General features: G+C 70.5%; 22 protein-coding genes. 13 read left to right on the top strand and 9 right to left on the bottom strand.

Annotation, left to right across the window (positions count from 1 at the left end):
- Positions 1 to 423: 423 nt before the first annotated feature.
- The 10 genes from Q1A87_RS00110 (at position 424) to Q1A87_RS00065 (ending at position 10,142) form a co-directional block, all read left to right on the top strand.
- Positions 424 to 930, top strand: a complete 507-nt coding sequence (locus tag Q1A87_RS00110) for a hypothetical protein (RefSeq protein WP_299645809.1) — start codon at positions 424 to 426, stop codon at positions 928 to 930.
- 3 nt (positions 931 to 933) lie between these two features.
- On the top strand, positions 934 to 1,917 hold the full coding sequence (rsmH, locus tag Q1A87_RS00105) for a 16S rRNA (cytosine(1402)-N(4))-methyltransferase RsmH (protein ID WP_299645808.1): 984 nt from the start codon (positions 934 to 936) through the stop codon (positions 1,915 to 1,917).
- On the top strand, positions 1,917 to 2,357 hold the full coding sequence (locus Q1A87_RS00100; RefSeq protein ID WP_299645806.1) for a hypothetical protein: 441 nt from the start codon (positions 1,917 to 1,919) through the stop codon (positions 2,355 to 2,357). Before rsmH ends, Q1A87_RS00100 begins: the two co-directional genes overlap by 1 nt.
- Positions 2,358 to 2,401: 44 nt before the next feature.
- Positions 2,402 to 4,144, top strand: coding sequence for a penicillin-binding protein 2 (locus Q1A87_RS00095; RefSeq protein ID WP_299646507.1), 1,743 nt, complete (start codon positions 2,402 to 2,404; stop codon positions 4,142 to 4,144).
- 51 nt (positions 4,145 to 4,195) lie between these two features.
- A complete protein-coding gene (locus tag Q1A87_RS00090; protein WP_299645804.1) occupies positions 4,196 to 5,647 on the top strand; it encodes a UDP-N-acetylmuramoyl-L-alanyl-D-glutamate--2,6-diaminopimelate ligase in 1,452 nt (483 codons plus the stop codon).
- Positions 5,644 to 7,032, top strand: a complete 1,389-nt coding sequence (gene murF / locus Q1A87_RS00085; protein ID WP_299645802.1) for a UDP-N-acetylmuramoyl-tripeptide--D-alanyl-D-alanine ligase — start codon at positions 5,644 to 5,646, stop codon at positions 7,030 to 7,032. The genes Q1A87_RS00090 and murF overlap by 4 nt, the downstream gene beginning before the upstream one ends.
- A 3-nt stretch (positions 7,033 to 7,035) precedes the next feature.
- Entirely contained in the window at positions 7,036 to 8,118 is a 1,083-nt protein-coding gene (gene mraY, locus Q1A87_RS00080; protein WP_299645800.1) for a phospho-N-acetylmuramoyl-pentapeptide-transferase, read from the top strand.
- A gap of 7 nt (positions 8,119 to 8,125) precedes the next feature.
- Positions 8,126 to 8,359 (top strand): hypothetical protein, encoded by a 234-nt coding sequence (locus tag Q1A87_RS00075; protein ID WP_299645798.1) that lies wholly within the window; start codon positions 8,126 to 8,128, stop codon positions 8,357 to 8,359.
- Positions 8,356 to 9,744 carry a UDP-N-acetylmuramoyl-L-alanine--D-glutamate ligase gene (murD, locus tag Q1A87_RS00070; RefSeq protein WP_299645796.1) on the top strand — a complete coding sequence of 463 codons (1,389 nt, stop codon included), beginning with the start codon at positions 8,356 to 8,358 and terminating at the stop codon, positions 9,742 to 9,744. Before Q1A87_RS00075 ends, murD begins: the two co-directional genes overlap by 4 nt.
- A gap of 128 nt (positions 9,745 to 9,872) precedes the next feature.
- On the top strand, positions 9,873 to 10,142 hold the full coding sequence (locus Q1A87_RS00065) for a hypothetical protein (RefSeq protein WP_299645794.1): 270 nt from the start codon (positions 9,873 to 9,875) through the stop codon (positions 10,140 to 10,142).
- A gap of 9 nt (positions 10,143 to 10,151) precedes the next feature.
- Here the strand turns inward: Q1A87_RS00065 and Q1A87_RS00060 are convergent, their stop codons facing one another.
- From Q1A87_RS00060 to Q1A87_RS00025, 8 genes are all read right to left on the bottom strand, one after another.
- Positions 10,152 to 10,862, bottom strand: coding sequence for a DUF502 domain-containing protein (locus Q1A87_RS00060; protein ID WP_299645792.1), 711 nt, complete (start codon positions 10,860 to 10,862; stop codon positions 10,152 to 10,154).
- A gap of 144 nt (positions 10,863 to 11,006) precedes the next feature.
- Positions 11,007 to 11,879 (bottom strand): PfkB family carbohydrate kinase, encoded by an 873-nt coding sequence (locus Q1A87_RS00055; RefSeq protein ID WP_299645790.1) that lies wholly within the window; start codon positions 11,877 to 11,879, stop codon positions 11,007 to 11,009.
- Positions 11,880 to 11,919: 40 nt separating this feature from the next.
- On the bottom strand, positions 11,920 to 12,609 hold the full coding sequence (locus Q1A87_RS00050) for a M48 family metallopeptidase (protein ID WP_299645788.1): 690 nt from the start codon (positions 12,607 to 12,609) through the stop codon (positions 11,920 to 11,922).
- 224 nt (positions 12,610 to 12,833) lie between these two features.
- Positions 12,834 to 14,018 (bottom strand): VWA domain-containing protein, encoded by a 1,185-nt coding sequence (locus Q1A87_RS00045; protein ID WP_299645786.1) that lies wholly within the window; start codon positions 14,016 to 14,018, stop codon positions 12,834 to 12,836.
- Positions 14,019 to 14,029: 11 nt separating this feature from the next.
- Positions 14,030 to 14,191 (bottom strand): hypothetical protein, encoded by a 162-nt coding sequence (locus Q1A87_RS00040; RefSeq protein WP_299645784.1) that lies wholly within the window; start codon positions 14,189 to 14,191, stop codon positions 14,030 to 14,032.
- A gap of 9 nt (positions 14,192 to 14,200) precedes the next feature.
- Positions 14,201 to 15,562 carry a DUF2927 domain-containing protein gene (locus Q1A87_RS00035; RefSeq protein WP_299645782.1) on the bottom strand — a complete coding sequence of 454 codons (1,362 nt, stop codon included), beginning with the start codon at positions 15,560 to 15,562 and terminating at the stop codon, positions 14,201 to 14,203.
- On the bottom strand, positions 15,562 to 16,017 hold the full coding sequence (locus Q1A87_RS00030) for a GNAT family N-acetyltransferase (protein WP_299645780.1): 456 nt from the start codon (positions 16,015 to 16,017) through the stop codon (positions 15,562 to 15,564). The genes Q1A87_RS00035 and Q1A87_RS00030 overlap by 1 nt, the downstream gene beginning before the upstream one ends.
- Before the next feature lie 94 nt (positions 16,018 to 16,111).
- Positions 16,112 to 16,951: a MoxR family ATPase gene (locus Q1A87_RS00025; RefSeq protein WP_299646505.1), complete on the bottom strand. Its 840-nt coding sequence runs from the start codon at positions 16,949 to 16,951 to the stop codon at positions 16,112 to 16,114.
- 181 nt (positions 16,952 to 17,132) lie between these two features.
- Here Q1A87_RS00025 and dksA point away from each other — a divergent pair, with 181 nt between their 5' ends.
- From dksA to Q1A87_RS00010, 3 genes are all read left to right on the top strand, one after another.
- Positions 17,133 to 17,555: an RNA polymerase-binding protein DksA gene (dksA, locus tag Q1A87_RS00020; RefSeq protein ID WP_299645779.1), complete on the top strand. Its 423-nt coding sequence runs from the start codon at positions 17,133 to 17,135 to the stop codon at positions 17,553 to 17,555.
- A complete protein-coding gene (locus tag Q1A87_RS00015) occupies positions 17,542 to 18,666 on the top strand; it encodes an FAD-dependent monooxygenase (protein ID WP_299646503.1) in 1,125 nt (374 codons plus the stop codon). Before dksA ends, Q1A87_RS00015 begins: the two co-directional genes overlap by 14 nt.
- 88 nt (positions 18,667 to 18,754) lie before the next feature.
- Positions 18,755 to 19,474: a hypothetical protein gene (locus Q1A87_RS00010; RefSeq protein ID WP_299645777.1), complete on the top strand. Its 720-nt coding sequence runs from the start codon at positions 18,755 to 18,757 to the stop codon at positions 19,472 to 19,474.
- Positions 19,475 to 19,681: 207 nt separating this feature from the next.
- Here the strand turns inward: Q1A87_RS00010 and Q1A87_RS00005 are convergent, their stop codons facing one another.
- Positions 19,682 to 20,614 (bottom strand): homocysteine S-methyltransferase family protein, encoded by a 933-nt coding sequence (locus tag Q1A87_RS00005; protein WP_299645775.1) that lies wholly within the window; start codon positions 20,612 to 20,614, stop codon positions 19,682 to 19,684.
- Between the last annotated feature and the right edge of the window lie 210 nt (positions 20,615 to 20,824).

The following is a 20,824-nucleotide window of genomic DNA, read 5'->3' as shown; positions in this document are numbered from 1 at the left end:
CGGATCATGTGCATGAATTTCTTGTCCACAGATTTTCCCACACGCTGTGGATAAGAAAAGTGGGTTCGAGTGGCATGAGAGGGCTTCCCAGACCGTCCCTCTCGTGGCATCAAGACTTCACAGAGCACGGGGAGGAAAGAGGCGAAGACCTCAGACCCCTAAAACCCAAACGAGGCAGGTCAAAACAGGCACCCCCCACATACGTCTCTGGACGACAAGGCTCCGAGGCGCGCTTATCGGACATCCCCCACTGTGACAGCGCGCCGAGGACGCCCCGACTGGACCATCTGACGGGTCCGTTCGACGGGGAAATAGGGCGGACCGGGTTGGCAGACCCCGGTTCGCCCTTTTCTGTCGCGCGCCCTGCCCGGGCGGGGGCGGTGAAACCAACGAGCCGCCGGGCGGCGCAGGCGAGGAGCGGTCTTGAAGCAGCGCTTCATCAGCACGAGCACCCACAAGGTGGACGCGAAGGGCCGGGTCTCCATCCCCGCCGAGTTCCGTCGCGTGCTGGACCGTGCCGACCCCGACCGCGAGCCCGGCACCAACCCGCGCGTCCATGTCCTCTACGGCGACCCGCGCGAGCCCTGGCTGACCTGTCATTCGATGGCCTCGTTCGACGAGATCGCCGACCTCCTCGACGAGATGGAGGAGAACGATCCGCTCCTGCCGGCGCTCAATGCCTACTATTTCCGCCATGCCGACACGCTCACGATCGACGACAGCGGCCGCCTGATCCTGACGAGGGCGCTGCGCGACCGCGTCGCCGTCGACGGGGAGGCGGTCTTCGCCGGCATGGGCAAGACCTTCCGCATCCACTCGCCCGATGCGCCGCAGGAATCGGTCGACCCGTTGGCGGCGCTCCTCGGCACGCTGCCCGAAGGCACCTCGATCGCGAGCCTGCTGCCACGCAAGCGCCGGCTGGTGGACTGAACGATGGCCGGTTCCGATGCGCCTCATGTCCCCGTCCTCCTCGATGCGATCCTCGAGGCCGTGGCACCCGTGCGCGGCACATGGCTCGACGGCACGATGGGCGCGGGCGGCTACACGAGGGGCCTTCTGGACGCTGGTGCCGACAGGGTTGTCGGTCTCGACCGCGACCCGCTTGCGCACCGGATGGCGCGCGACTGGGCCCGCGACTACGCCGAGGGCCGCGTGACGCTGGTGCAGGACGTGTTCTCGAACATGGACGAAGCGGCGCGCGACCTCGACGGCGTCGTCCTCGACCTCGGCGTCTCCTCGATGCAGCTCGACGAAGCCGATCGCGGCTTCTCCTTCCTGCGCGACGGACCGCTCGACATGCGGATGGGGGAGGCGGGGCCGACCGCCGCCGAGCTCGTGAACACGCTGCCGGAGGCGACGCTGGCCGACATCCTGCACCGTTACGGCGAGGAGCGGGCCGCCCGGCGGATCGCCCGCGCCATCGTCCGCCGCCGCACGGAAACGCCCTTCGTGACGACGGCGGATCTGGCCGAGACCGTCGCCGCCTGCCTGCCGCGCCCGAAGCCCGGCCAGTCGCACCCCGCGACCCGCAGCTTCCAGGCGATCCGCATTGCCGTGAACGACGAGTTCGGAGAGCTGGCCGAGGGGCTGTCCGCGGCCGAGCGCGCGCTCGCCCCCGGCGGGTGGCTCGCCGTGGTGACCTTCCACTCGGTCGAGGACCGCGCGGTCAAGCGCTTCCTCGCCGACCGCGCCGATGCCGGTGGCGGCGGCAGCCGGCACGCCCCGGCACGCGAGATCCGCGATCCGGCCTTCACCTTGACCCACAAGGCGGTGTCGCCGACCGCGGCGGAGGTCGCGCGCAATCCGCGCGCCCGCTCCGCCCGCCTGCGCCTCGCCCGCCGGACCGCCGCGCCCGCCGGTTCCGTGCCGCGCCGCGCGCTGGGCCTGCCCGATCCCGTGCGACTGGAGGCGATCTGATGCGCGGCTTGCTCTACACCCTGTCGATCTGCGCGGTGATCGGCCTTGCCTTCTGGGCCTATGGCTCGAGCTACGAGACCCGTACGCTCGAGCGGCAGGTGGCCCGTCTCGAGCGGGAGATCGGCGCCCGGCATCAGGAGCTCGCGATGCTGCGCGCCGAATGGGCCTATCTCAATCGCCCCGACCGCCTGCACGAACTGGCGGAGATGAATTTCGAGATGCTGGGCCTCGTGCCCCTCTCCGCGGACCATTTCGCCGAGACCGATCAGGTCGCCTATCCCGCCACGGCCGGCCCGCGCGAGCTGGGCTTCGACTGGGCCGCCCGCGCGCTCGAGACCGAGATCGACGGGGTGATCGTGATGAACCACCGGCTCGAGGAGGAGGTGCGCGAACCCGTCGTGCCGCCCGCGCCGGCCCGCGACGGAGAGCAGTTGCCGTGAGACATCCCTTCCGACGCCGCCGCGCCATCGCGACCGACCCCTTCGTGCCCGTCGCGCCGACGACCGCGCCGGCGCGGCCCGCGCCCGCCCGCGAGAACCCGGAGAAGGCCCGCCGGCGGGCCGAGCGACGGATCAAGTTCACCGCGGTCTGCTTCGTCTTCGGTTTCGCCGTGATCGGCGCGAAGATGGGCGCGATCTCGGCCTCCGAGGCGCGCGAGCCCGCGACGGGCGGGCTCGCCGGCGCCGGCATCGTCTCCGAGCGTGCCGACATCACCGACCGGGAGGGACGGGTGCTCGCCACCAACGTCTCCGCCACCGCGCTCTATGCGCAGCCGCACAAGATGGTGGACCCCGCCGCCGCCGCCGAGGGGCTCGCCAGCGTGTTCCCCGAAATGGAGGCCGCGACCTGGACACGCCGCTTCACCTCGGGCTCCAAGTTCTACTGGCTCAAGGGAAACATATCCCCCGAGCAGCAACAGGCCGTCTTCGATCTGGGCGAGCCGGGCCTCCTGTTCGGGCGGCGCGAGATGCGGGTCTATCCGAACGGCCCGCTCGCCGCGCATATCCTCGGCGGCGCCCGCTACGGCGAACAGGACGTCCGCGCCGCCGAGATCCGCGGCGTGGCCGGCGTGGAAGCGGTGTTCGACGCGTATCTGGGCGACCCCGCCCGCGAAGGCGCGCCGCTCCGGCTGTCGCTCGACCTGTCGGTGCAGACGGCGGTGGAACGGGTGCTCGCGTCCGGCATGAACCTGATGCAGGCCAAGGGGGCGGCCGCGATCCTGATGAACGCGCGGACCGGCGAGATCGTCTCGATGGCGAGCCTGCCGGATTTCGACCCGAACGACCGTCCGCAGGTCCGGACGGAGGGCGACCGGGGGGACGATCCGCTCTTCAACCGCGCGGTGCAGGGCGTCTACGAACTCGGCTCCACCTTCAAGATCTTCGCCGCGTCGCAATCGCTGGAACTGGGCCTGACCAATGCCCGGACGATGATCGACACGTCGGGCCCGCTGCGCGTCAATCGCTTCACGATCCGCGACTTCCACGATTACGGGCCGCGCCTCTCGGTCACCGACGTGATCGTCGAATCCTCGAACCGGGGCACCGCGCGCATGGCTCTCGACATCGGCGCCACCCGCCAGCAGGCGTTCCTGAGATCGCTCGGCTTCTTCGATCCGACGCCGGTGGAGCTGACCGAGGCGCCGGGCGCGAAGCCCATCGTGCCCACGCGCTGGCCCGACATCACGACGGCCACCGTCAGCTACGGCCACGGCCTGTCGGCCTCGCCGCTGCACCTCGCCACCGCCTACGCGTCGCTCCTCGGCGGCGGCACCCGGGTGACGCCGACGCTGCTGGCGCGCGAGACCCCGCCGGAGCCCGGCCCCCGCGTCGTCAGCCCCCGCGTCTCGGCAGAGGCGCGGCACATGCTGCGGCAGGTCGTGACGCGCGGCACCGCCTCGCTGGCCGAGGTCGAGGGCTATCAGGTCGGCGGCAAGACCGGCACCGCCGACAAGCCCAGCCCGACCGGCGGCTATTACGACGACAAGGTCATCACCACCTTCGCCGGCATCTTTCCGGCGAACGATCCCGACTACGTCCTCGTCGTCTCCCTGGACGAGCCGGAGATCGAGGCGGCGGGCGAGGAGCGGCGGACGGCGGGGTGGACCGCCGTGCCGATCGCCGCGGAAATCGTTCGCCGGATCGCGCCCCTTCTGGGCGTGCGGCCGGATTTCGATGCCGGGTCTGACACGTTCGGCGCCTATCTCGCCAACGCAGCCGTGCAGTGATGGACGCGCGGCCCGACCCGCGCTAGGCCCGCGCCCGGGGGACATGGACCGATGCAGAAGACCCTTTCCGAACTCGGCCTGACCGGCCCCGCGGACCTCGCCGTGACGGGGCTCGCGGTGGACAATCGGAAGGTCCGTGCGGGCGACCTGTTCGCGGCGCTACCCGGCAGCGCGACCCACGGCGCGCGCTTCGCCGCCGACGCGCTGGCCCGCGGCGCGGCGGCGATCCTGACCGACCCGGCCGGCGCCCGGATGATTCCCGCCGAGGCGCCGGCGATCGTGGTCGAGGATCCGCGCGCCGCGCTGGCCTTCGCCGCCGCGCTGATGGCCGGCGCGCAGCCCGAGCTGATGGTCGCGGTGACCGGGACCAACGGCAAGACCAGCGTGGCGAGCTTCACCCGCCAGATCTGGGAGGCGCTCGGCCTCACGGCGGTCAATATCGGCACGACCGGCGTGGAGGGCGCGTTCCACGCCCCGGCGCTCCATACCACGCCGGAGCCGATATCGCTGCACGGGTTGCTGGCCGAGATGGCGGCCTTCGGCGTGACCCACGCGGCGATGGAGGCATCCTCGCACGGGCTCGACCAGCGGCGGCTGGAGGCGGTGCGCCTGGCGGCGGCGGCCTTCACCAACCTGACGCAGGACCATCTCGACTATCACGGCGACATGGGCACCTATCTCGCGGCCAAGGCCGGGCTCTTCGACCGCGTGCTGCCGGGCGACGGAATCGCCGTCATCAACCTCGACGACCCGCACGGCCCCGACCTCGCCGCCGCCTGCGAGAGCCGGGGGCAGGAGGTGATCGGCGTCGGCCGCAACGAGGCCGCGCGCCTGCGCCTGACGGGGCAGCGCTTCGACACGACGGGGCAGGAGGTCCTGTTCCGCTGGCAGGGACAGGGCCACAGCGCCCGGCTCGACCTGATCGGCGGCTTCCAGGCGGCGAACGCGCTCGTGGCGGCGGGCCTCGCCGTCGCGGGGGGCGAGGCGCCGGAGGCGGTCTTCGCCGCCCTGCCGAAGCTCGCCGGCGTCCGCGGGCGGATGCAGCTCGCCGCGTCGCGCCGCAACGGGGCGGCGATCTTCGTGGATTACGCGCATACGCCCGGCGCCGTGGCGACCGCGCTCGCCGCGCTTCGCCCGCACGTGATGGGCCGGATCGTCGCCATCGTCGGCGCGGGCGGGGACCGCGACCGCGGCAAGCGTCCGCTGATGGGGCGAGCCGCGGCGGAGAATGCCGACCTCGTGATCGTGACCGACGACAATCCGCGCAGCGAGGACCCGGCCGCGATCCGGGCCGCGATCCGCGAGGGCGCGCCCGACGCGACGGAGATCGGCGACCGGGCGGAGGCGATCCTCTGCGGCGCGGGCCTGCTGGAGCCGGGCGACGCGCTTCTGATCATGGGCAAGGGCCACGAGACCGGACAGGTGGTGGGCGACATGGTGCTGCCCTTCGACGACGCGGAGCAGGCGTCGATCTCGGTGGCGGCGCTGGAGGGACGGGCATGAGCCTCTGGACGGCCGGGGACGCCGCCGACGCCACCGGCGGCCGGGTCCGGGGCGACTGGAAAACCGGGCCGCTCTCCATCGACAGTCGGGCGATCCGACCGGGCGAGATGTTCGTCGCGCTCTCGGCGGCGCGCGACGGGCACGACTTCGTGCGCGCCGCGCTCGAGGCCGGGGCGGGAGCCGCGATGGTCTCGCATGTCCCCGAGGGCTGCGCCGACGCGCCGCTGCTGATCGTCGACGACGTGCAGGCCGCGCTCGAGGCGATGGGCTGCGCCGGGCGCGCCCGGACGGCGGCGCGCGTCATCGCCGTCACCGGCAGCGTCGGCAAGACTTCCACCAAGGACATGCTGCGCCACGTTCTGTCCGCGCAGGGCGTCACCCATGCGGCGGTCAAGTCCTTCAACAACCAATGGGGCGTACCGCTCACGCTCGCCAACATGCCGCCGGAATGTCAGTACGGCATCGTCGAGATCGGCATGAACCACCCCGGCGAGATCGCCCCGCTCGTCCGGCTCGCCGCGCCGGACGTCGCGGTGGTCACGAACATCGAACCGGTCCACCTGGAGGCGTTTCCGGACGGGCTCGCGGGCATCGCGCGCGAGAAGGCGTCGATCTTCGAGGGGCTGACCCCCGGGGGGACGGCGATCTGGAACGCCGACAGCGAGATGACCGACATCCTCGCCCGCCCGGCGGGCGTGTCCTTCGGCCGGACCGCGGGTGCGGATTGGCGGCTGGTCCAGGTCAACGCCAATGCCGACAGCACGACCTGTGCCGCGATCACGCCGCTGGGCGACGTGATGCTGCGGATCGGCGCGCCCGGCGCGCATTTCGCGCCGAACGCGATGGCGGTGCTGGCCGCCGTGCATGCCGTCGGCGGCGACGTGGCGCGCGCGGCGCTGCGGCTGGCCGACTGGACCCCGCCCGAGGGGCGCGGCCGCCGATACGCGATCTCGCTGCACCCGGACGCCGCCCCGGTGGACCTGATCGACGACAGCTACAACGCCAACCCGGCGAGCGTCGGCGCCGCGCTCGACCTGCTCGCCGCCACCGAGGTTCCCCGGCGCGCGCGGCGGATCGCGATCCTGGGCGACATGCGCGAGCTCGGCCCGACCGGCCCGGTGCTGCACCGCGCGCTGGCCCGGCATCCCGCCACCGAGCGGCTCGACACGGTGCATACGGTGGGCGAGCTGATGCACGGCCTGCACGACGCATTGGACCCGAACCAGCGCGGCCACCACGAGGCCGACGCGACGCGGATGGCCCGCCATCTGCGCGAGATGGTCCGGCCGGGCGACGCGATCCTTGTGAAGGGTTCGCTGTCGATGGGGATGACGCTGCTGGTCGACGGGCTGCGCGCCCTGGGCGACACCGAACGGCAGGCGTGACGGATGTTCTACTGGCTCACCACATTCTCGGACGGCGGCGGGGTCTTCAACCTCTTCAACTACATCACCGTCCGGGCCGGCGGCGCGTTCTTCACCGCGCTGATCTTCGGCTTCCTGTTCGGCCGTCCGCTCATCGACCTGCTCCGCAAGCGGCAGCGGCGCGGCCAGCCGATCCGGGAGGACGGACCGCAGACGCATTTCGCCAAGGCCGGCACGCCGACGATGGGGGGCGTGCTCATCCTCGGCGCGGTGACGGTGGCGACGCTGATGTTCGGGCGGCTCGACAATGCCTATGTCTGGCTCGTCCTCGGCGTGACGATCAGCTTCGGCGCGATCGGCTTCGTCGACGACTATTCCAAGGTCAGCGCCGGCAACAGCAAGGGCGTGCCCGGCCGGGTGCGGCTGGCGCTCGGCTTCGCGATCGGCCTCGTCGCGGCGCTCGTGGCGCTCTACGTCCACCCGGCGGAACTCGAAGGACAGCTCGCCGTGCCGGTCTTCAAGAACGTGCTGCTGAACCTGTCGTGGTTCTACCTGCCCTTCGTGATGCTGGTGATCGTGGGCTCCGCCAATGCGGTGAACCTGACCGACGGGCTCGACGGGCTCGCCATCATGCCGGTGATGATCGCCGCCGGCACGCTGGGCGTGATCTCCTACGCGGTCGGTCGGGTGGACTTCACCGACTATCTCGACGTCCACTACGTGCCGGGCACGGGGGAGCTGCTGATCTTCTGCGCGGGGCTGATCGGCGGCGGGCTCGGGTTCCTGTGGTACAACGCCCCGCCGGCAGCCGTCTTCATGGGCGACACCGGCTCGCTCGCGCTCGGCGGCGCGCTCGGCACGATCGCGGTCGTCACCAAGCACGAGCTGGTCTGGGCGATCATCGGCGGCCTCTTCGTGGTGGAGGCGCTGTCGGTTATCATCCAGGTCGCCTACTTCAAGTCGACCGGCAAGCGGGTCTTCCTGATGGCGCCGATCCACCACCATTTCGAGAAGAAGGGCTGGGCCGAGCCGCAGGTCGTGATCCGGTTCTGGATCATCGCGCTGATCCTCGCGCTGATCGGCCTCGCCACGCTGAAGGTACGGTGAGCGCGACGTGCGGCTCCTGGCACGCTATCTCGGTTGGCGCACCGCGCGCGCACGACCGCCGCTTTCCCTGGCCGAGACGGCGGCGCGCTACGGGGCGGTCGCGTTCCTCATCGGCGCTGCGATCCTCGCGATTCCCGTGGTGCAGGGGTACCGCGAGGGGCCCGTCTTCCCGGTCCTCGACCCCTCGCCCTGGGAGGCGCTGAAGCAGATGGGGCGCGAGATGCGGATGGAGGCGGAATGATCCCCGTGGGCGGCTACGCCGGCGCGACCGTCGCCGTGCTGGGCCTCGGCCGTTCGGGGCTCAGCGCGGCGCGGGCATTGCGGGCGGGCGGCGCGGACGTGATCGCCTGGGACGACGGCGAGGCAGGCCGGACGGCGGCGGCGGCGGAGGGGTTCGCGTGCCGCGACCTGACGCAGCCCGGCGCGCTCGAAGGGGTCGTCACGCTCGTCACCTCGCCCGGCATCCCGCACCTCTATCCCGCGCCGCACCCGGCGATCCGCGCCGCCTGGGACGCGGGCGTGGCGGTGGACAACGATATCGGCCTGTTCTTCCGCTCGCTTGGGCAGGACGGCGCGCCGCCCCGGACGGTCGCGATCACCGGGTCGAACGGCAAGTCCACGACCTCGGCGCTGCTGCACCACATCCTCACCCATGCCGGCCGTACCGCGCATCTGGCCGGCAATATCGGGCGTGGCGTGCTCGACCTCGATCCGCCGGGGGAGGCGGACGTGGTCGTGCTGGAGCTGTCGAGCTACCAGACCGAACTCGCCCGTTCGCTGACGCCCGACATCGCGGTGCTCACCAACCTCTCGCCCGACCATCTCGACCGCCATGCGGGGCCGGGCGGCTACTTCGCCGCCAAGCGCCGGCTCTTCGCGGAAGGCGGCCCGGACCGCGCGGTAGTCGGCGTGGACGAGGACGAGGGGCGGTTCCTCGCCAACCAGATGCAGGAGGCGCCCGGCGACGACCGGGTGATCCGCGTCTCCACGGGCAAGCTCACCGGCGCTGGCTGGCGCGTCACCGCGCGGAAGGGGTGGCTGGCCGAGCATCGCAAGGCGCGGCAGATCGCGAGCGTGGACCTGCGCGACGTGCCCGGCCTGCCGGGGCGCCACAACCACCAGAACGCCTGCGCCGCCTGGGCCGCGGCCCGCGCTCTGGGCCTCGGCCCGCGCGAGATCGAGGCGGGGCTGCGCTCCTATCCCGGCCTGCCGCACCGTTCGCAGCGGATCGCGGAGCGGGGCGGGGTGGCCTTCGTCAACGATTCCAAGGCCACCAATGTCGACGCCGCGGCGCAGGCGCTGCAGGCCTTCGACCGCGTCCGCTGGATCTGCGGCGGGCTGATGAAGGAAGGCGGGCTCGGCGGGCTGCAGCCGCATCTGGGCCACGTCGTCCGGGCCTACGTGATCGGGCGCGAGGCCGAGGCCTTCGCGCTGGCCCTCGGGCCGGGGGTGGCCATGGAGATCTGCACCGACATGGCCACGGCCGTCGCGCACGCCGCCGCCGAGGCGCGACCGGGGGAGACGGTGTTGCTGGCGCCGGCCGCGGCGAGCTTCGATCAATACGACAATTTCGAGCGACGCGGCGAGGATTTCGCCGCGCGCGTGGCCGCGCTCGGCCCGGCCTGACAGCGCGAAACCGGCGTCCGTGCCGTGGCAGTTCGATTTCGCGCGAACTTGCGGGGCCCGGCATGCGTTGATCGGGTATCGCACCGGAACCGCGCGTTCCATACCCCGCCCGCCAAGGAGACCACGCCATGCCCCTGTCCAGCATTCGAGTCGAGGACGAACTCTTCGTGAAGGACGGCGAGACCGGCATCGGCGCCGTCCGCGACGTGCGACCGGACCACCTGATCGTGCATATCGAGGGCTACGGCGAACTCGAGATCGGGCCGGACCACATCGCCGATGCACATGACGGCAAGGTCATGCTGCGCCGGGACCGCCTGCCGCAGGATGTGCAGGACCGCATCGATCACGTGCATGACGGCGAATATCGCCGTCCGTCGGACACCAATCCCGTCTGAAGGACGCGCTCAACCGGCCGGGTCGAGGTCCGGCACCCGGTCCTTCGCGTCCTTTTCGCCCGGATAGACGAGGCCGGCCGAGATCACGAGCTTGGCCGCATCCTCGACGCTCATGTCGAGCATCACCACGTCGTCCTCGGGAACCAGCAGCAGGAATCCCGATGTCGGGTTCGGCGTGGTCGGCAGGAAGACCGACAGCATCGGCATCTCGGCCCGCGCCGCAAGCTCGCCCTTGGCGCTGGTCGAGACGAAGCCGATGGCCCAGATGCCCTTACGGGGATATTCGACTAGGCAGGCCTGCTCAAAGCTCGACTGGTCCTGCGCGAGGATCGTCTCGGCGATCTGCTTGAGGCCGCCGTAGACCGAACGCACGATCGGCATGGTCTGCACGAGGTTCTCGGCGAAGCGCAGGATCGACCGGCCGATGAGTCCCTTGGCTGCCCAGCCGACGATCAGCGTGAAGACGAGGAAGAACGCGACCCCGATGCCGCGGATGTCGAGGTCGAGGCCGAATTGCTGCAGAAGCCATATATCGGGCCGGTAGCGGTGCGGCACGAAGGGCAGCACCCACCCGTCGATCCAGCCGATCACCGACCAGATCAGCCAGAACGTCAGTCCGATCGGCGCGATCACGATCAGGCCGGTCAGGAAATTGTTCCTCAACCGGGCGAACAGGCCCGGACGCGGCGGGCGAGATGGCGTGTCGTCGCCGAGTTGCATGGAAATGTGTCGTTCCGTCTGGGTGCCGCCCCGACATAGGACGGGCGCGGAGCGCGAACAAGCCAAAGGACGCAGGCCAACCAAGCCCCCGCGCCGCGGCGATGCCGCACGTGGCCCGATGCCCGCGAAACGGGCAGGGTGCGATCAGTAGGTGTCGCCCGAAACGTAGGTCGCCGCCGCCTCCAGCGCCCGGTCGAGCGCCCGCGCGACGTCCATTCCCTGCACTTCGGCGGCGATGTGCGCGGCCATGAACGTGTCGCCCGCGCCGGTCACGCGCGTCACCATCACCTCGCGCGGGGCACGCGCCTCGACGCCGCCGGGATGCGCACAGGCGGCGAGCCGGGGGCCGTCCGTCACCAGCGCCCGGTACAGGCCGCGTTCGCGCAGGGCTTCCGCCGCCCGGGCGGCGTCGTCCTGCGGCGCGTGCAGCAGCAGCCCGGCCTCCTCGAGATTGACGTAGAGCGTGGCGGAGGGATGCTCGAGGAAGGGCAGCAGCCGTTCCGCCTTGCCGGGCGAAGCGGGCGCTAGGCGCAGATCCGCGCCGCGAAGGTCGTCGCGCCCCGCGATCCGCGCGAGCAGGTCCTGCGTGAGGTTCCCGTCCACGGCGATCGGGCCCGCGAAGGCGAGCCGCTCCAGCGGGCGCAGCACCTTCTCCCCCGCCGCCTCCAGCGAATGGGCGTCGGCGATGGCGGCGATCAGGCCGTTGCCGCCCTCGACGGCCATGTAGATGTCGGTCGGCAGATCCTCGGAGCGGTAGAGCGTGTCGGTCACCAGCCCCATCCGGTCGAGCGCCGCCACGAGCTCGTCGCCCGCCGCGTCCCGCCCGACGCAGGACAGGAGCGCGGGCGTCATCCCGTAGGCCCGCGCCGCCATCGCGACGTTGAGCGCGACGCCGCCGGGCAGGCGCACGATCCGGCCCGGCACGTCCGATCCCCGCTCCATGTGGGCGTTGGACCGGCCGATCACGTCCCACAGGACCGAGCCGATGCAGAGGATGTCGGGGGTCGCGGCGCTCATGCCCCGCATCTGCCGGAGCGGGCGGCCCGCGTCCAGAGGCTCAGCGCTCGACCTGCCAGCGGGCCTCGTTCGCCTCGATCGCGGCGATCCGCTCGTCGCTCTTCGGATGGCTCAGCATCCAGGCCGGCACGCCGCGGCCACCGGCGCCGTGCATCTTCTCGAGCTTCTGGAACAGCGATTTCTGCGGCCCGGTGCCGATACCGGACTTGACGAGAAGCGCGCTGGCATAGGCGTCGGCCTCGTACTCGTCCTGCCGCGAGAGCCGCGCGGCCACGAGCGAGGCGAGCATGTTCGCCAGATAGGGTCCGACGCCCGGCAGGACCCGGCCCAGCACGCCCATCAGGACCACGCGGATCGCGTTCTGGCCGGAGAAGTCGATGAGCCGCCGCCGCGAATGGCCGAGGGCCACATGGCCCAACTCGTGCGCCACGACGCTCGCAAGCTCCTCCGCCGTGACCTCGCCGGTGCGGAACTTGTCGAGGAAGCCGCGGGTCAGGAAGATGCGTCCGTCGGGCGCGGCGAGCCCGTTGACCGGCTGCACCTCGTGGACGTTCACCCGGATCCGCGGCACGTCGAGCACCTTGGCCATCCGCCCGAACACCGCGTCGAGGCGGGTATCCTCGAGCTGGGTCGAGGACTCGTCCATCTCCCGCTTCAGCCGCCAGGCGGAGAAGAACCACATGACGAGCCCGTAGCCGAGCGCGAGGAGGAGGGCGGGAAGCTTCAGCATCGCCAGACGATATGGGGGCGATGGCGGCCGAAGGGAACCGGTCGGCACGTCGCATGCGACCGACCTTTCGCCGGCGCGCGACTTATTCAAGCAACTTGACGAATATGTCCGCCCGGTCCGCGACGAACCGATGGACATGCAATATCGCCAGGACTGCGACGCCGACTTGCGCGCGTCCAATCCGACCTTTGATTAATCAAGCAACTTGACGTATGCACGATCGGTCAGCGGGTCAGCATCCGCATCCCCCGCGCCAGCCCTTCGAGCGTCATCGGCACCATCCGGTCCCCGAAGATCTCGCGGATCATGCCGACGGAACGGGTGTGGTCCCAATGTTCGCGCGGCAGCGGGTTGATCCAGAGGTTGCGACCCCATTGCCCCCGCGCCCGTTCGAGCCAGACCTGTCCGGCTTCGGCGTTCCAGTGCTCGTTGGCGCCGCCGGGGACGGCGATCTCGTAGGGCGACATGGCGGCGTCGCCGACGAAGATGCAGCGGTAGTCGGGGCCGTAGGTATTGAGCACCTCCTGCGTCGGCGTGACCGCGTTCCAGCGGCGGCGATTGTCGCGCCACACGCCTTCGTAGAGGCAGTTGTGGAAGTAGAAGTGCTCGAGCGTGCGGAACTCGGCGCGGGCGGCGGAGAACAGCTCCTCCACCACCTGGACATGCGGGTCCATCGAACCGCCGATGTCGAGGAACAGCAGCAGCTTCACCGCATTCCGCCGCTCCGGCCGGGTCTTCACGTCCAGATAGCCCGCCTTCGCGGTGGACCGGATCGTGTCGTCGAGGTCGAGCTCGTCCGCCGCGCCCTCCCGCGCCCAGGCGCGCAGGCGCTTCAGCGCGACCTTGATGTTGCGCGTGCCGAGTTCCACGCTGTCGTCGAGGTTGCGGAACTCGCGACGGTCCCAGACCTTGACGGCGCGCCGGTGACGGCTCTCGTCCTGACCGATGCGGACGCCCTCGGGGTTGTAGCCGTAGGCGCCGAACGGCGAGGTGCCGGCGGTGCCGATCCACTTGGAGCCGCCCTGATGACGGTCCGTCTGCTCGGCCAGACGCTCGCGCAGCTTCTCCATCAGCTTGTCGAACCCGCCCGCCGCCTCGATCTCGGCGCGCTCCTCCGGGCTCAGGTGTTTCTCCGCCTGTTTCGCCAGCCAGTCGGCGGGCAGGTCGACGGCGTTCAGCACGTCCTCGGTCGAGATATGCTCCAGTCCCTCGAACGTCTCGGCGAAGGCGCGGTCGAACCGGTCGATATGCCGCTCGTCCTTCACCAGCGCAGCGCGGGCGAGGTAGTAGAACCCCTCGACGTCGAAGGTGACGAGACCCGCGGCCATGCCGTCGAGAAAGGCCAGATGCTCGCGCAGCGAGACGGGCACGCCGGCGGCTCTCAGGGTCTCGAAGAAGCGCAGGAACATCGCGCCTCCGGTCAGAGCCGCACGAGCACGAGGAGCGCGAGGAAGCCCAGGAGCCCGCCGATGATCGCCCAGACCGTCGCCCATTGCGCGATGTCGAAGCCGTTGCCGCGCCGGCGGCGGGCGGTGAACGCGCCGAGGACGGCGCCGAGAATGGCTGTGATCAGGGGGAGCATGGCCGCGCCTTACGCCGCCGGGCGCAGGCTCGCAACCTCGGCGGCCTGCCGCGTCAGCGCGGCGTCGCCCCAGGCGTAGCGGCCCCAGGCCAGCCCTTCGCGCCTCGTGGCGCGTGCCTCGGCGGCGTCGCCCCGCAGTTCGACCGCTTCGGCCCGCATCAGCAGGAGCGTGGCGAGAAGCGCGGCGTTCTGGCCGTCGTAGGCCGCCGGGATCGCCCGGTCGAGCTCCGCCAGCGCGATGTCCGCCCGGCCCGAGGAGAGCGCGAAGGCGGCCAGCTGGATCGAGACCTGCGCCGTCTGCAGGCCACGGCCGAAGGCGCGTCGGTAGGTCCGCTCGGCAGTGCGGAACGACGCGACGGCCTCGTCGCCGTCCAGCGGGAGTGCGGCCCGGCCGCGCGCCAGATGCGACATGGCGAGCCGCCCGTCGGGCCAGTCCGCCGCCTCCGCCAGCGCCACGGCGCGCCGCGCGCTGTCGAGCCGCGTCCGGTCCGTGCCGGCCGGGTCGAGCGCGCCGCGCAGCGCCGCATCCCAGTTCGCGTCCGACGCCGCGGCCGCCCGCGCCGCGACGCGGCCCCGGGGATTGGCGTCCGCGAGGATCGCCGGAAGCCGCGCCGCGACCGCGTCGCGCGACATGCCGGAGGCGAGCCGGGGATCGTAGGTCGCCCGCAGGATCGTCATGTCGTAATCCGTCAGCACGACATGCATGTTGTCGTCGTTGAAGACCGAATGCGGCAGGCGGTAGAGGTCGTTGAGAGGCCCGAGCGCCTGCGCCAGCTCCTCGTGCAGGCAGTCGCGAATCTCCTGCGGGCTGACGTCGGCGGGCAGGAACACGCTGACCCGACTGCGCGTGACGAGCGTGGTCCAGTCGACCGCGTCCGTTCTGCGGCGCGCGAGGTAATCGGCCCAGCCGCTCACTCGCGGCACGACGAAGCAGGCCGCGCCGGGCACATGGCGCGCGAGCGTCGCGCGGGGCAGGGCGCTGACGGTGATCGAGGGCTTCTCACCCGGCGTCGCGCGCGCGATCTCGATCCCGGCTTCCGTCCGCAATCGCGCGAGGAGATCGTCGAGATCGGGGCCGAGGGTCCCCGGGACCGGCCCGCGTGCCTCCACGCCGACGGTGATCGGACCCTCGAACCGGGTGAAGGTGTCGAGTTGCGTCCCCGTCTCGAGCCGGAAGGTCAGCGCCATGAAGTCGCGGGCGAGCGACCGGTTCGACTGCACCGGGATCGCGAGCGCGGGCGGGCCCGAGAACCGGCGCAACGGCGGCAGGTCCATCCGGGCCTCCGCCACCGCGCCGCGCGTCGCCTGCGGCAGGACCGGCGCGCAGGCGGCGAGCGCCATGACGGCGAGGGTGACGAGCGTCCGGCGCATCAGAGGGGACGGTCGTAGCGAATGAAGGGCGTGCGCCGGCCGATCCGGTCGTAGAGCATTCGGCCCGCGTAGTTGAACTCCTGCGTCAGCCAGTAGACATGCGGACATCCCCGCGCATCCGCATCCGCGTAGACCGCCTCGATCAGTCGCCGCGCGATGCCGCGCCCGCGCGCCTCCGGCACGGTGTAGAGGTCCTGAAGGTAGACCACGCCCTCGGGTCGCCACATGTGGGGGTGCCGGCCCCAGTGCACGAGCCCCTTTGCGGCACCACCGGACCAGGCGATCAGGCCGGAGAACGAGGTCGGATCGTCCGACAGAAGCCGCGCAAACGACGTCTCGTAGACCTGCGTCGGAAGCTCGGTTTCGTAATAGGCCAGGTAGCCGGTCCAGAGTTCGCCCCAGACTGTCCGGTCCGCCGCCGTCACCGGCCGAAGCTCGAGTGCGTGTTCGTCCATTCCTGCCCGCTCGCATCTTCGTGCGTTGCCGTCGATCATGGGCGGGGAATGTGACCGGAATGCGGCGGGCCGTCGCCGATCGGCGTCCGGACGCCTAGCGCCCCCCTCGGGCCATGAAAGCCAGCCGCTCGAAGAGATGCACGTCCTGTTCGTTCTTCAGGAGCGCGCCGTGCAGGCGCGGCAAGGCGTTCGCGCCGTCGCGCCGGAGATCCTCGGGCGAGAGATCCTCGGCCAGCAGCAGCTTCAGCCAGTCCAGCATCTCCGAGGTGGAGGGCTTCTTCTTCAGCCCCGGCTGCTCGCGGAGCGCGAAGAAGCTGGTGAGCGCGGCGGTCAGGAGGGCGGGCTTCAGGCCGGGATGGTGGACCTCCACGATCCGGCGCAGCGTGTCTTCGTCGGGAAAGCGGATGTAGTGGAAGAAGCAGCGGCGCAGGAACGCGTCGGGCAGCTCCTTCTCGTTGTTCGACGTGATGATGACGATCGGGCGGTGGCGCGCGCGGACGGTCTCGCCGGTCTCGTAGACATGGAACTCCATCCGGTCGAGCTCCTGCAACAGGTCGTTGGGGAACTCGATATCGGCCTTGTCGATCTCGTCGATGAGCAGGACGACGCGCTCCTCCGCCGCGAAGGCCTGCCAGAGCCGGCCGCGGCGGATGTAGTTCGAGATCTCGTGGACGCGCTCGTCGCCGAGCTGGCTGTCGCGCAGGCGGCTGACGGCATCGTATTCGTAGAGGCCCTGCTGCGCGCGGGTGGTGGACTTCACGGACCATTCGAGAATCGGCACGTCGAGCGCGGCGGCCACCTGCCGGGCGAGCTCGGTCTTGCCGGTGCCCGGCTCGCCCTTGACCAGAAGCGGCCGCTCCAGCGTGATCGCCGCGTTGACCGCGACCCGCAGATCATCCGTCGCGACGTAGTCGCTTGTTCCCTCGAACCGCATCATTCCGCGACCTCGCCCGCCATCGTTTCCCGCGCGATAACAGCCCGGTGACACGGAGCCAACAGGACCCCCCGCGGGGCGTGACATCGCGGGCGGTCTCCTGTAAGCGCCCGCCATAAGCGCCGGATACGGAGGTCCGCCACGGCCCCGTCCTCATATTAACCGGCACGAGGGACCGCACATGAAAGCCGAAACCTTTCTTCCGAACCATTACACGCCCGCCGAGGACGAACCGTTCATGAACGATCGGCAGACGGAATATTTCCGCCGCAAGCTCCTCGCCTGGAAAAACGACCTGCTGGACGAGACCGAGCGGACGATCGAGGGGCTGCAGGACGCCGCGCGTTCGATCCCCGACATCGCCGACCGCGCCTCCGAGGAGACCGACCGCGCCCTCGAGCTGCGCACCCGGGACCGGCAGCGCAAGCTCATCGCCAAGATCGACGCGGCCCTGCGCCGGATCGAGGAGGGCGAGTACGGCTATTGCGAGAAGACCGGCGAGCCGATCTCGCTCAAGCGTCTCGACGCGCGCCCGATCGCCACGATGACGGTCGAGGCGCAGGAGACGCACGAGCGGCGCGAGAAGGTCCATCGCGACGACTGACGCCCGTCGCGGTGCCGTCACGATTCTCGGCGGCGGTGTCGCCGGGCTGGCCTGCGCCATCGCCTGTGCGCAGCGTGGCCACGCCGTCACCCTCCTTGAACAGGCCCCGGCGCTGACGGAGATCGGGGCCGGCCTGCAGATCGCGCCGAATGGCGGACGGGTGCTGGACGCGCTGGGCGTCGCGCCGCCCGCGATCGGGAATGCGGCGATCCACCTGATCGAAGGCCTTACGGGACGCCGCGTCATTCGCGCCCCGCTCGGGCCCGGCTTCCGGTTCCTGCATCGCGCCGACCTGATCGCCGCCTTGGCGGCCCGGGCCGAGGCGACGGGTGTCGCGATCCGGCTCGGGGCGGAGGTCGCGGGGGTCGGGGTCGACGGGCGCGAACTCCGGCTGGCGTCCGGCGAGACGATCGCGACGTCCCGCCTGATCGGCGCCGATGGCGCACGCGGGGCGGCGCGGGCCTTCGTCGCGCCGGATCACCGTCCGGACTTCACCGGGCAGGTCGCCTGGCGGGCCATCGTGCCGGTCACGGATTGGCCCGGCGAGGCGCGCATCCATGCCGGGCCCGGACGGCACCTGGTCTGCTATCCCCTGCGGGACGGCACCTCGCTCAACCTCGTGGCCGTGGAGGAGCGTGCCGAGTGGGCCGCGGAGGGCTGGTCGCGAAGGGACGCGCCCGAGAACCTCCGTCGCGCTTTCGCCGGGTTCGCGGACCCGGTGCCCGGCCTCCTGGCGCAGGTCGATATGGTGCATCTCTGGGGGCTCATGGATCATGGGGCGACGCCGCGTTGGCGTCGGGGCGTCTGCACCCTGATCGGTGATGCCGCGCATCCGACGCTGCCCTTTCTGGCGCAGGGCGCCAACCTCGCCCTCGAGGACGCGTGGACGCTGGCCGCGATGCTGGACGATCCGGCCGCTTGGGAGGATGCGCGCCGGCCCCGCGTGGCGCGGGCGCTCCGCGCGGCGCGGGGGAACGCGCGGAACTATCACCTGTCGGGCGCGCGGAAACGGGCGGCGCATCTGGCGCTGCGGACGCTCGACCGGGTGCGGCCGTCGACGCTGACCGGTGCCTATCGCTGGCTCTACGACCACGACGTGACGCGGGCCTGATCGCGCCTTCGGACCGTCCCCTCCCGGACCGGATCCGGTCTCCGGGCGGGCGCGGGGAACGGAGCACGCCGCCCGGCATTGACCCGGCATGATCGTCGCCAGCTTCCTCTTCGCGAGCCTGTTCGCCCTCGTTCACGTCGGCATCGGCTGGATCAAGGTCCTCGACCGCACCCCCCGCAGCCGTTGGTTGTCGGGGGCGGGCGGCGTGGCGGTCGCCTATGTCTTCCTGCACATCCTGCCGGAACTCGCGAGCCACCGGGCCACCTTCGCCCACGAACTCGAGACGGACGAGGCGGCCGCAGAAGCGATCGTCTATTCGCTCGCGCTCACCGGACTGGTGACGTTCTACGGGCTGGAGCGGGCCATAAAAACGCACCGCAAGCGCGTGGAGCGGGCGCATCCAACGGCCTGGGCGTTCTGGCTCCATATCGGCTCCTTCGCGCTCTACAACGTGATCATCGGCTATCTCCTGTTGCACCGGGAGGATGCCGGGTTCCGGTCGCTGGTGATCTACGGGGCGGTGATGGCGCTGCATTTCGTCACCAACGATTTCGGGCTTCGGCAGGACCATCAGGCGCGCTACGATCGCGTCGCGCGCTGGGTCCTTGCCGGGGCCGTCCTGGGGGGCTGGGTACTGGGCAGCCTCGCCGATCTGTCGGAGATCTGGATCGCCTTCCTATTCGCCTTCTTGGCCGGCGGGGTCGTGCTGAACGTGCTGAAGGAGGAACTGCCGGAGGAGCGCGAAAGCCGGTTCTGGCCGTTCGTCGGCGCGGCGGTCGCCTATGCGGCGATCCTGTCCGTTCTCTGAGGCTGAGATGACGGATCCACAAGCGGCTCGGTGTCGAGATTGCTGCTGAAGCCTGCCACCGAGGCCGAGCAATTCCATCCGAAAACGGTGAAGGAATGGCCTTGCGCGATGTCAGGGTCGCCTCACTTTCCGACAACCTTGTCTCTCAACGGCGAAAGATCGACGGGAGCCTGTTCCGTGCAAGGATGGCGGGCGTGAAGGTTTGGCCTACAAGGCAGCCGCCACAGCGATGTTTCGCATGTGGCGCATGTCGGTGCCGCAGCACCCGCCCAGGACGCGAATATGCGGGAATCGCCGCCGAATGTCGGAAAGCTGTTGCGCAAGCTCGTCCGGATCACCGTCATCCAGTTCTTCCGCTTCATCCAGCTCGGCATGACTGCAACGCGATGCGTTCGCGACGAGCCCCTGGACCCGTAGCAACCAGTGCTGGTCCTCGAGAACGGGGCTGAAATGGTCCGGATGCGCGCAGTTGATCATGAAATAAGCCGCATATCCGTCCGTCGCGGAATCGACCTCCGCAATAGCGTCCGGCAACGTGCTTCCCGTGGGGAGTTTGCCGTCCGTCTCCACGGTAAAGGAAATCACGACCGGTAATCCGAAATGCCGCGCTGCCCGGACGATACCTATCGCTTCGGCCGGGTAGGCGAGCGTGTAGGCGCTCACGATATCGACGTCCGTATCCGCGAGGGCCGCGATCTGTTCGGAGTGATAGCGATCCGCTTCCTCGGCGGTCATTCGCGCCGCGGGTTCGTAAGCGTCGTCGCGTGGTCCGATATTGGCGCTGATGATCGTCGGCACGTCACCGCTGGCGGCGCGTATGTCTGCCATCAAGGCTATCGCGTCCCGGTTGAGCCGTTTCAACGTCCGGGGAGAATACCCGATCGCCGCGCCTCGATCCCGGTTGGCGACCCAGGTCGGGCTTTCGAGGATCACGCCGTGGCCCATCTCCCTCGCGAGTTCGATAATGTTCTTCAGATACCCTTCGAGCAGCGCACGGCCGTCCGCCGTTTGCAGGAGCGGGTACGACGCGAACCCTGACAGATCGATGCCGCGCGTAAAGATCAGGTCGGTTTCCATGCCGACATAGGCCAGGAACAATCCGGTGTCCGTGTCCGGAAACGTGTCGCGGTAGGTCGCCATGCACGCGCGATCCTTCGAAAGCCTCTGCTAGCCTTTACCAGCCGGGACACGACGAGTCATTCCCGGAGCCGTATTGTTCAGAAGGCGTCTGGTGGACTGGTGAAAGCCGCATCTCCGGGTCCGTCCCGGAAAGCGCGGGTAGTGCCCCGGCTGGTGGTGTAGGAGGCCGCGCGCGGAGCCCTCGGTGTAGCGTAGCGCGCGGCCGGTGGT

It is taken from the genome of uncultured Jannaschia sp., assembly GCF_947494055.1.
Classification (GTDB): Bacteria; Pseudomonadota; Alphaproteobacteria; order Rhodobacterales; family Rhodobacteraceae; genus Jannaschia.
Note: the sequence above shows the minus strand (reverse complement) of the source record. Positions and strands in the feature narration are given on the sequence as shown.

Coding starts and splice junctions, on each gene's coding strand:
- dksA (WP_299645779.1), top strand. CDS start 17,133: ATGAAAGCCGAAACCTTTCTTCCGAACCATTACACGCCCGCCGAGGAC.
- Q1A87_RS00005 (WP_299645775.1), bottom strand. CDS start 20,614: ATGGCGACCTACCGCGACACGTTTCCGGACACGGACACCGGATTGTTC.
- rsmH (WP_299645808.1), top strand. CDS start 934: ATGGCCGGTTCCGATGCGCCTCATGTCCCCGTCCTCCTCGATGCGATC.
- mraY (WP_299645800.1), top strand. CDS start 7,036: ATGTTCTACTGGCTCACCACATTCTCGGACGGCGGCGGGGTCTTCAAC.
- Q1A87_RS00030 (WP_299645780.1), bottom strand. CDS start 16,017: ATGGACGAACACGCACTCGAGCTTCGGCCGGTGACGGCGGCGGACCGG.
- Q1A87_RS00010 (WP_299645777.1), top strand. CDS start 18,755: ATGATCGTCGCCAGCTTCCTCTTCGCGAGCCTGTTCGCCCTCGTTCAC.
- Q1A87_RS00100 (WP_299645806.1), top strand. CDS start 1,917: ATGCGCGGCTTGCTCTACACCCTGTCGATCTGCGCGGTGATCGGCCTT.
- Q1A87_RS00050 (WP_299645788.1), bottom strand. CDS start 12,609: ATGCTGAAGCTTCCCGCCCTCCTCCTCGCGCTCGGCTACGGGCTCGTC.
- Q1A87_RS00040 (WP_299645784.1), bottom strand. CDS start 14,191: ATGCTCCCCCTGATCACAGCCATTCTCGGCGCCGTCCTCGGCGCGTTC.
- Q1A87_RS00035 (WP_299645782.1), bottom strand. CDS start 15,562: ATGCGCCGGACGCTCGTCACCCTCGCCGTCATGGCGCTCGCCGCCTGC.
- Q1A87_RS00090 (WP_299645804.1), top strand. CDS start 4,196: ATGCAGAAGACCCTTTCCGAACTCGGCCTGACCGGCCCCGCGGACCTC.
- Q1A87_RS00065 (WP_299645794.1), top strand. CDS start 9,873: ATGCCCCTGTCCAGCATTCGAGTCGAGGACGAACTCTTCGTGAAGGAC.
- Q1A87_RS00055 (WP_299645790.1), bottom strand. CDS start 11,879: ATGAGCGCCGCGACCCCCGACATCCTCTGCATCGGCTCGGTCCTGTGG.
- Q1A87_RS00060 (WP_299645792.1), bottom strand. CDS start 10,862: ATGCAACTCGGCGACGACACGCCATCTCGCCCGCCGCGTCCGGGCCTG.
- Q1A87_RS00025 (WP_299646505.1), bottom strand. CDS start 16,951: ATGCGGTTCGAGGGAACAAGCGACTACGTCGCGACGGATGATCTGCGG.
- Q1A87_RS00045 (WP_299645786.1), bottom strand. CDS start 14,018: ATGTTCCTGCGCTTCTTCGAGACCCTGAGAGCCGCCGGCGTGCCCGTC.
- murD (WP_299645796.1), top strand. CDS start 8,356: ATGATCCCCGTGGGCGGCTACGCCGGCGCGACCGTCGCCGTGCTGGGC.
- murF (WP_299645802.1), top strand. CDS start 5,644: ATGAGCCTCTGGACGGCCGGGGACGCCGCCGACGCCACCGGCGGCCGG.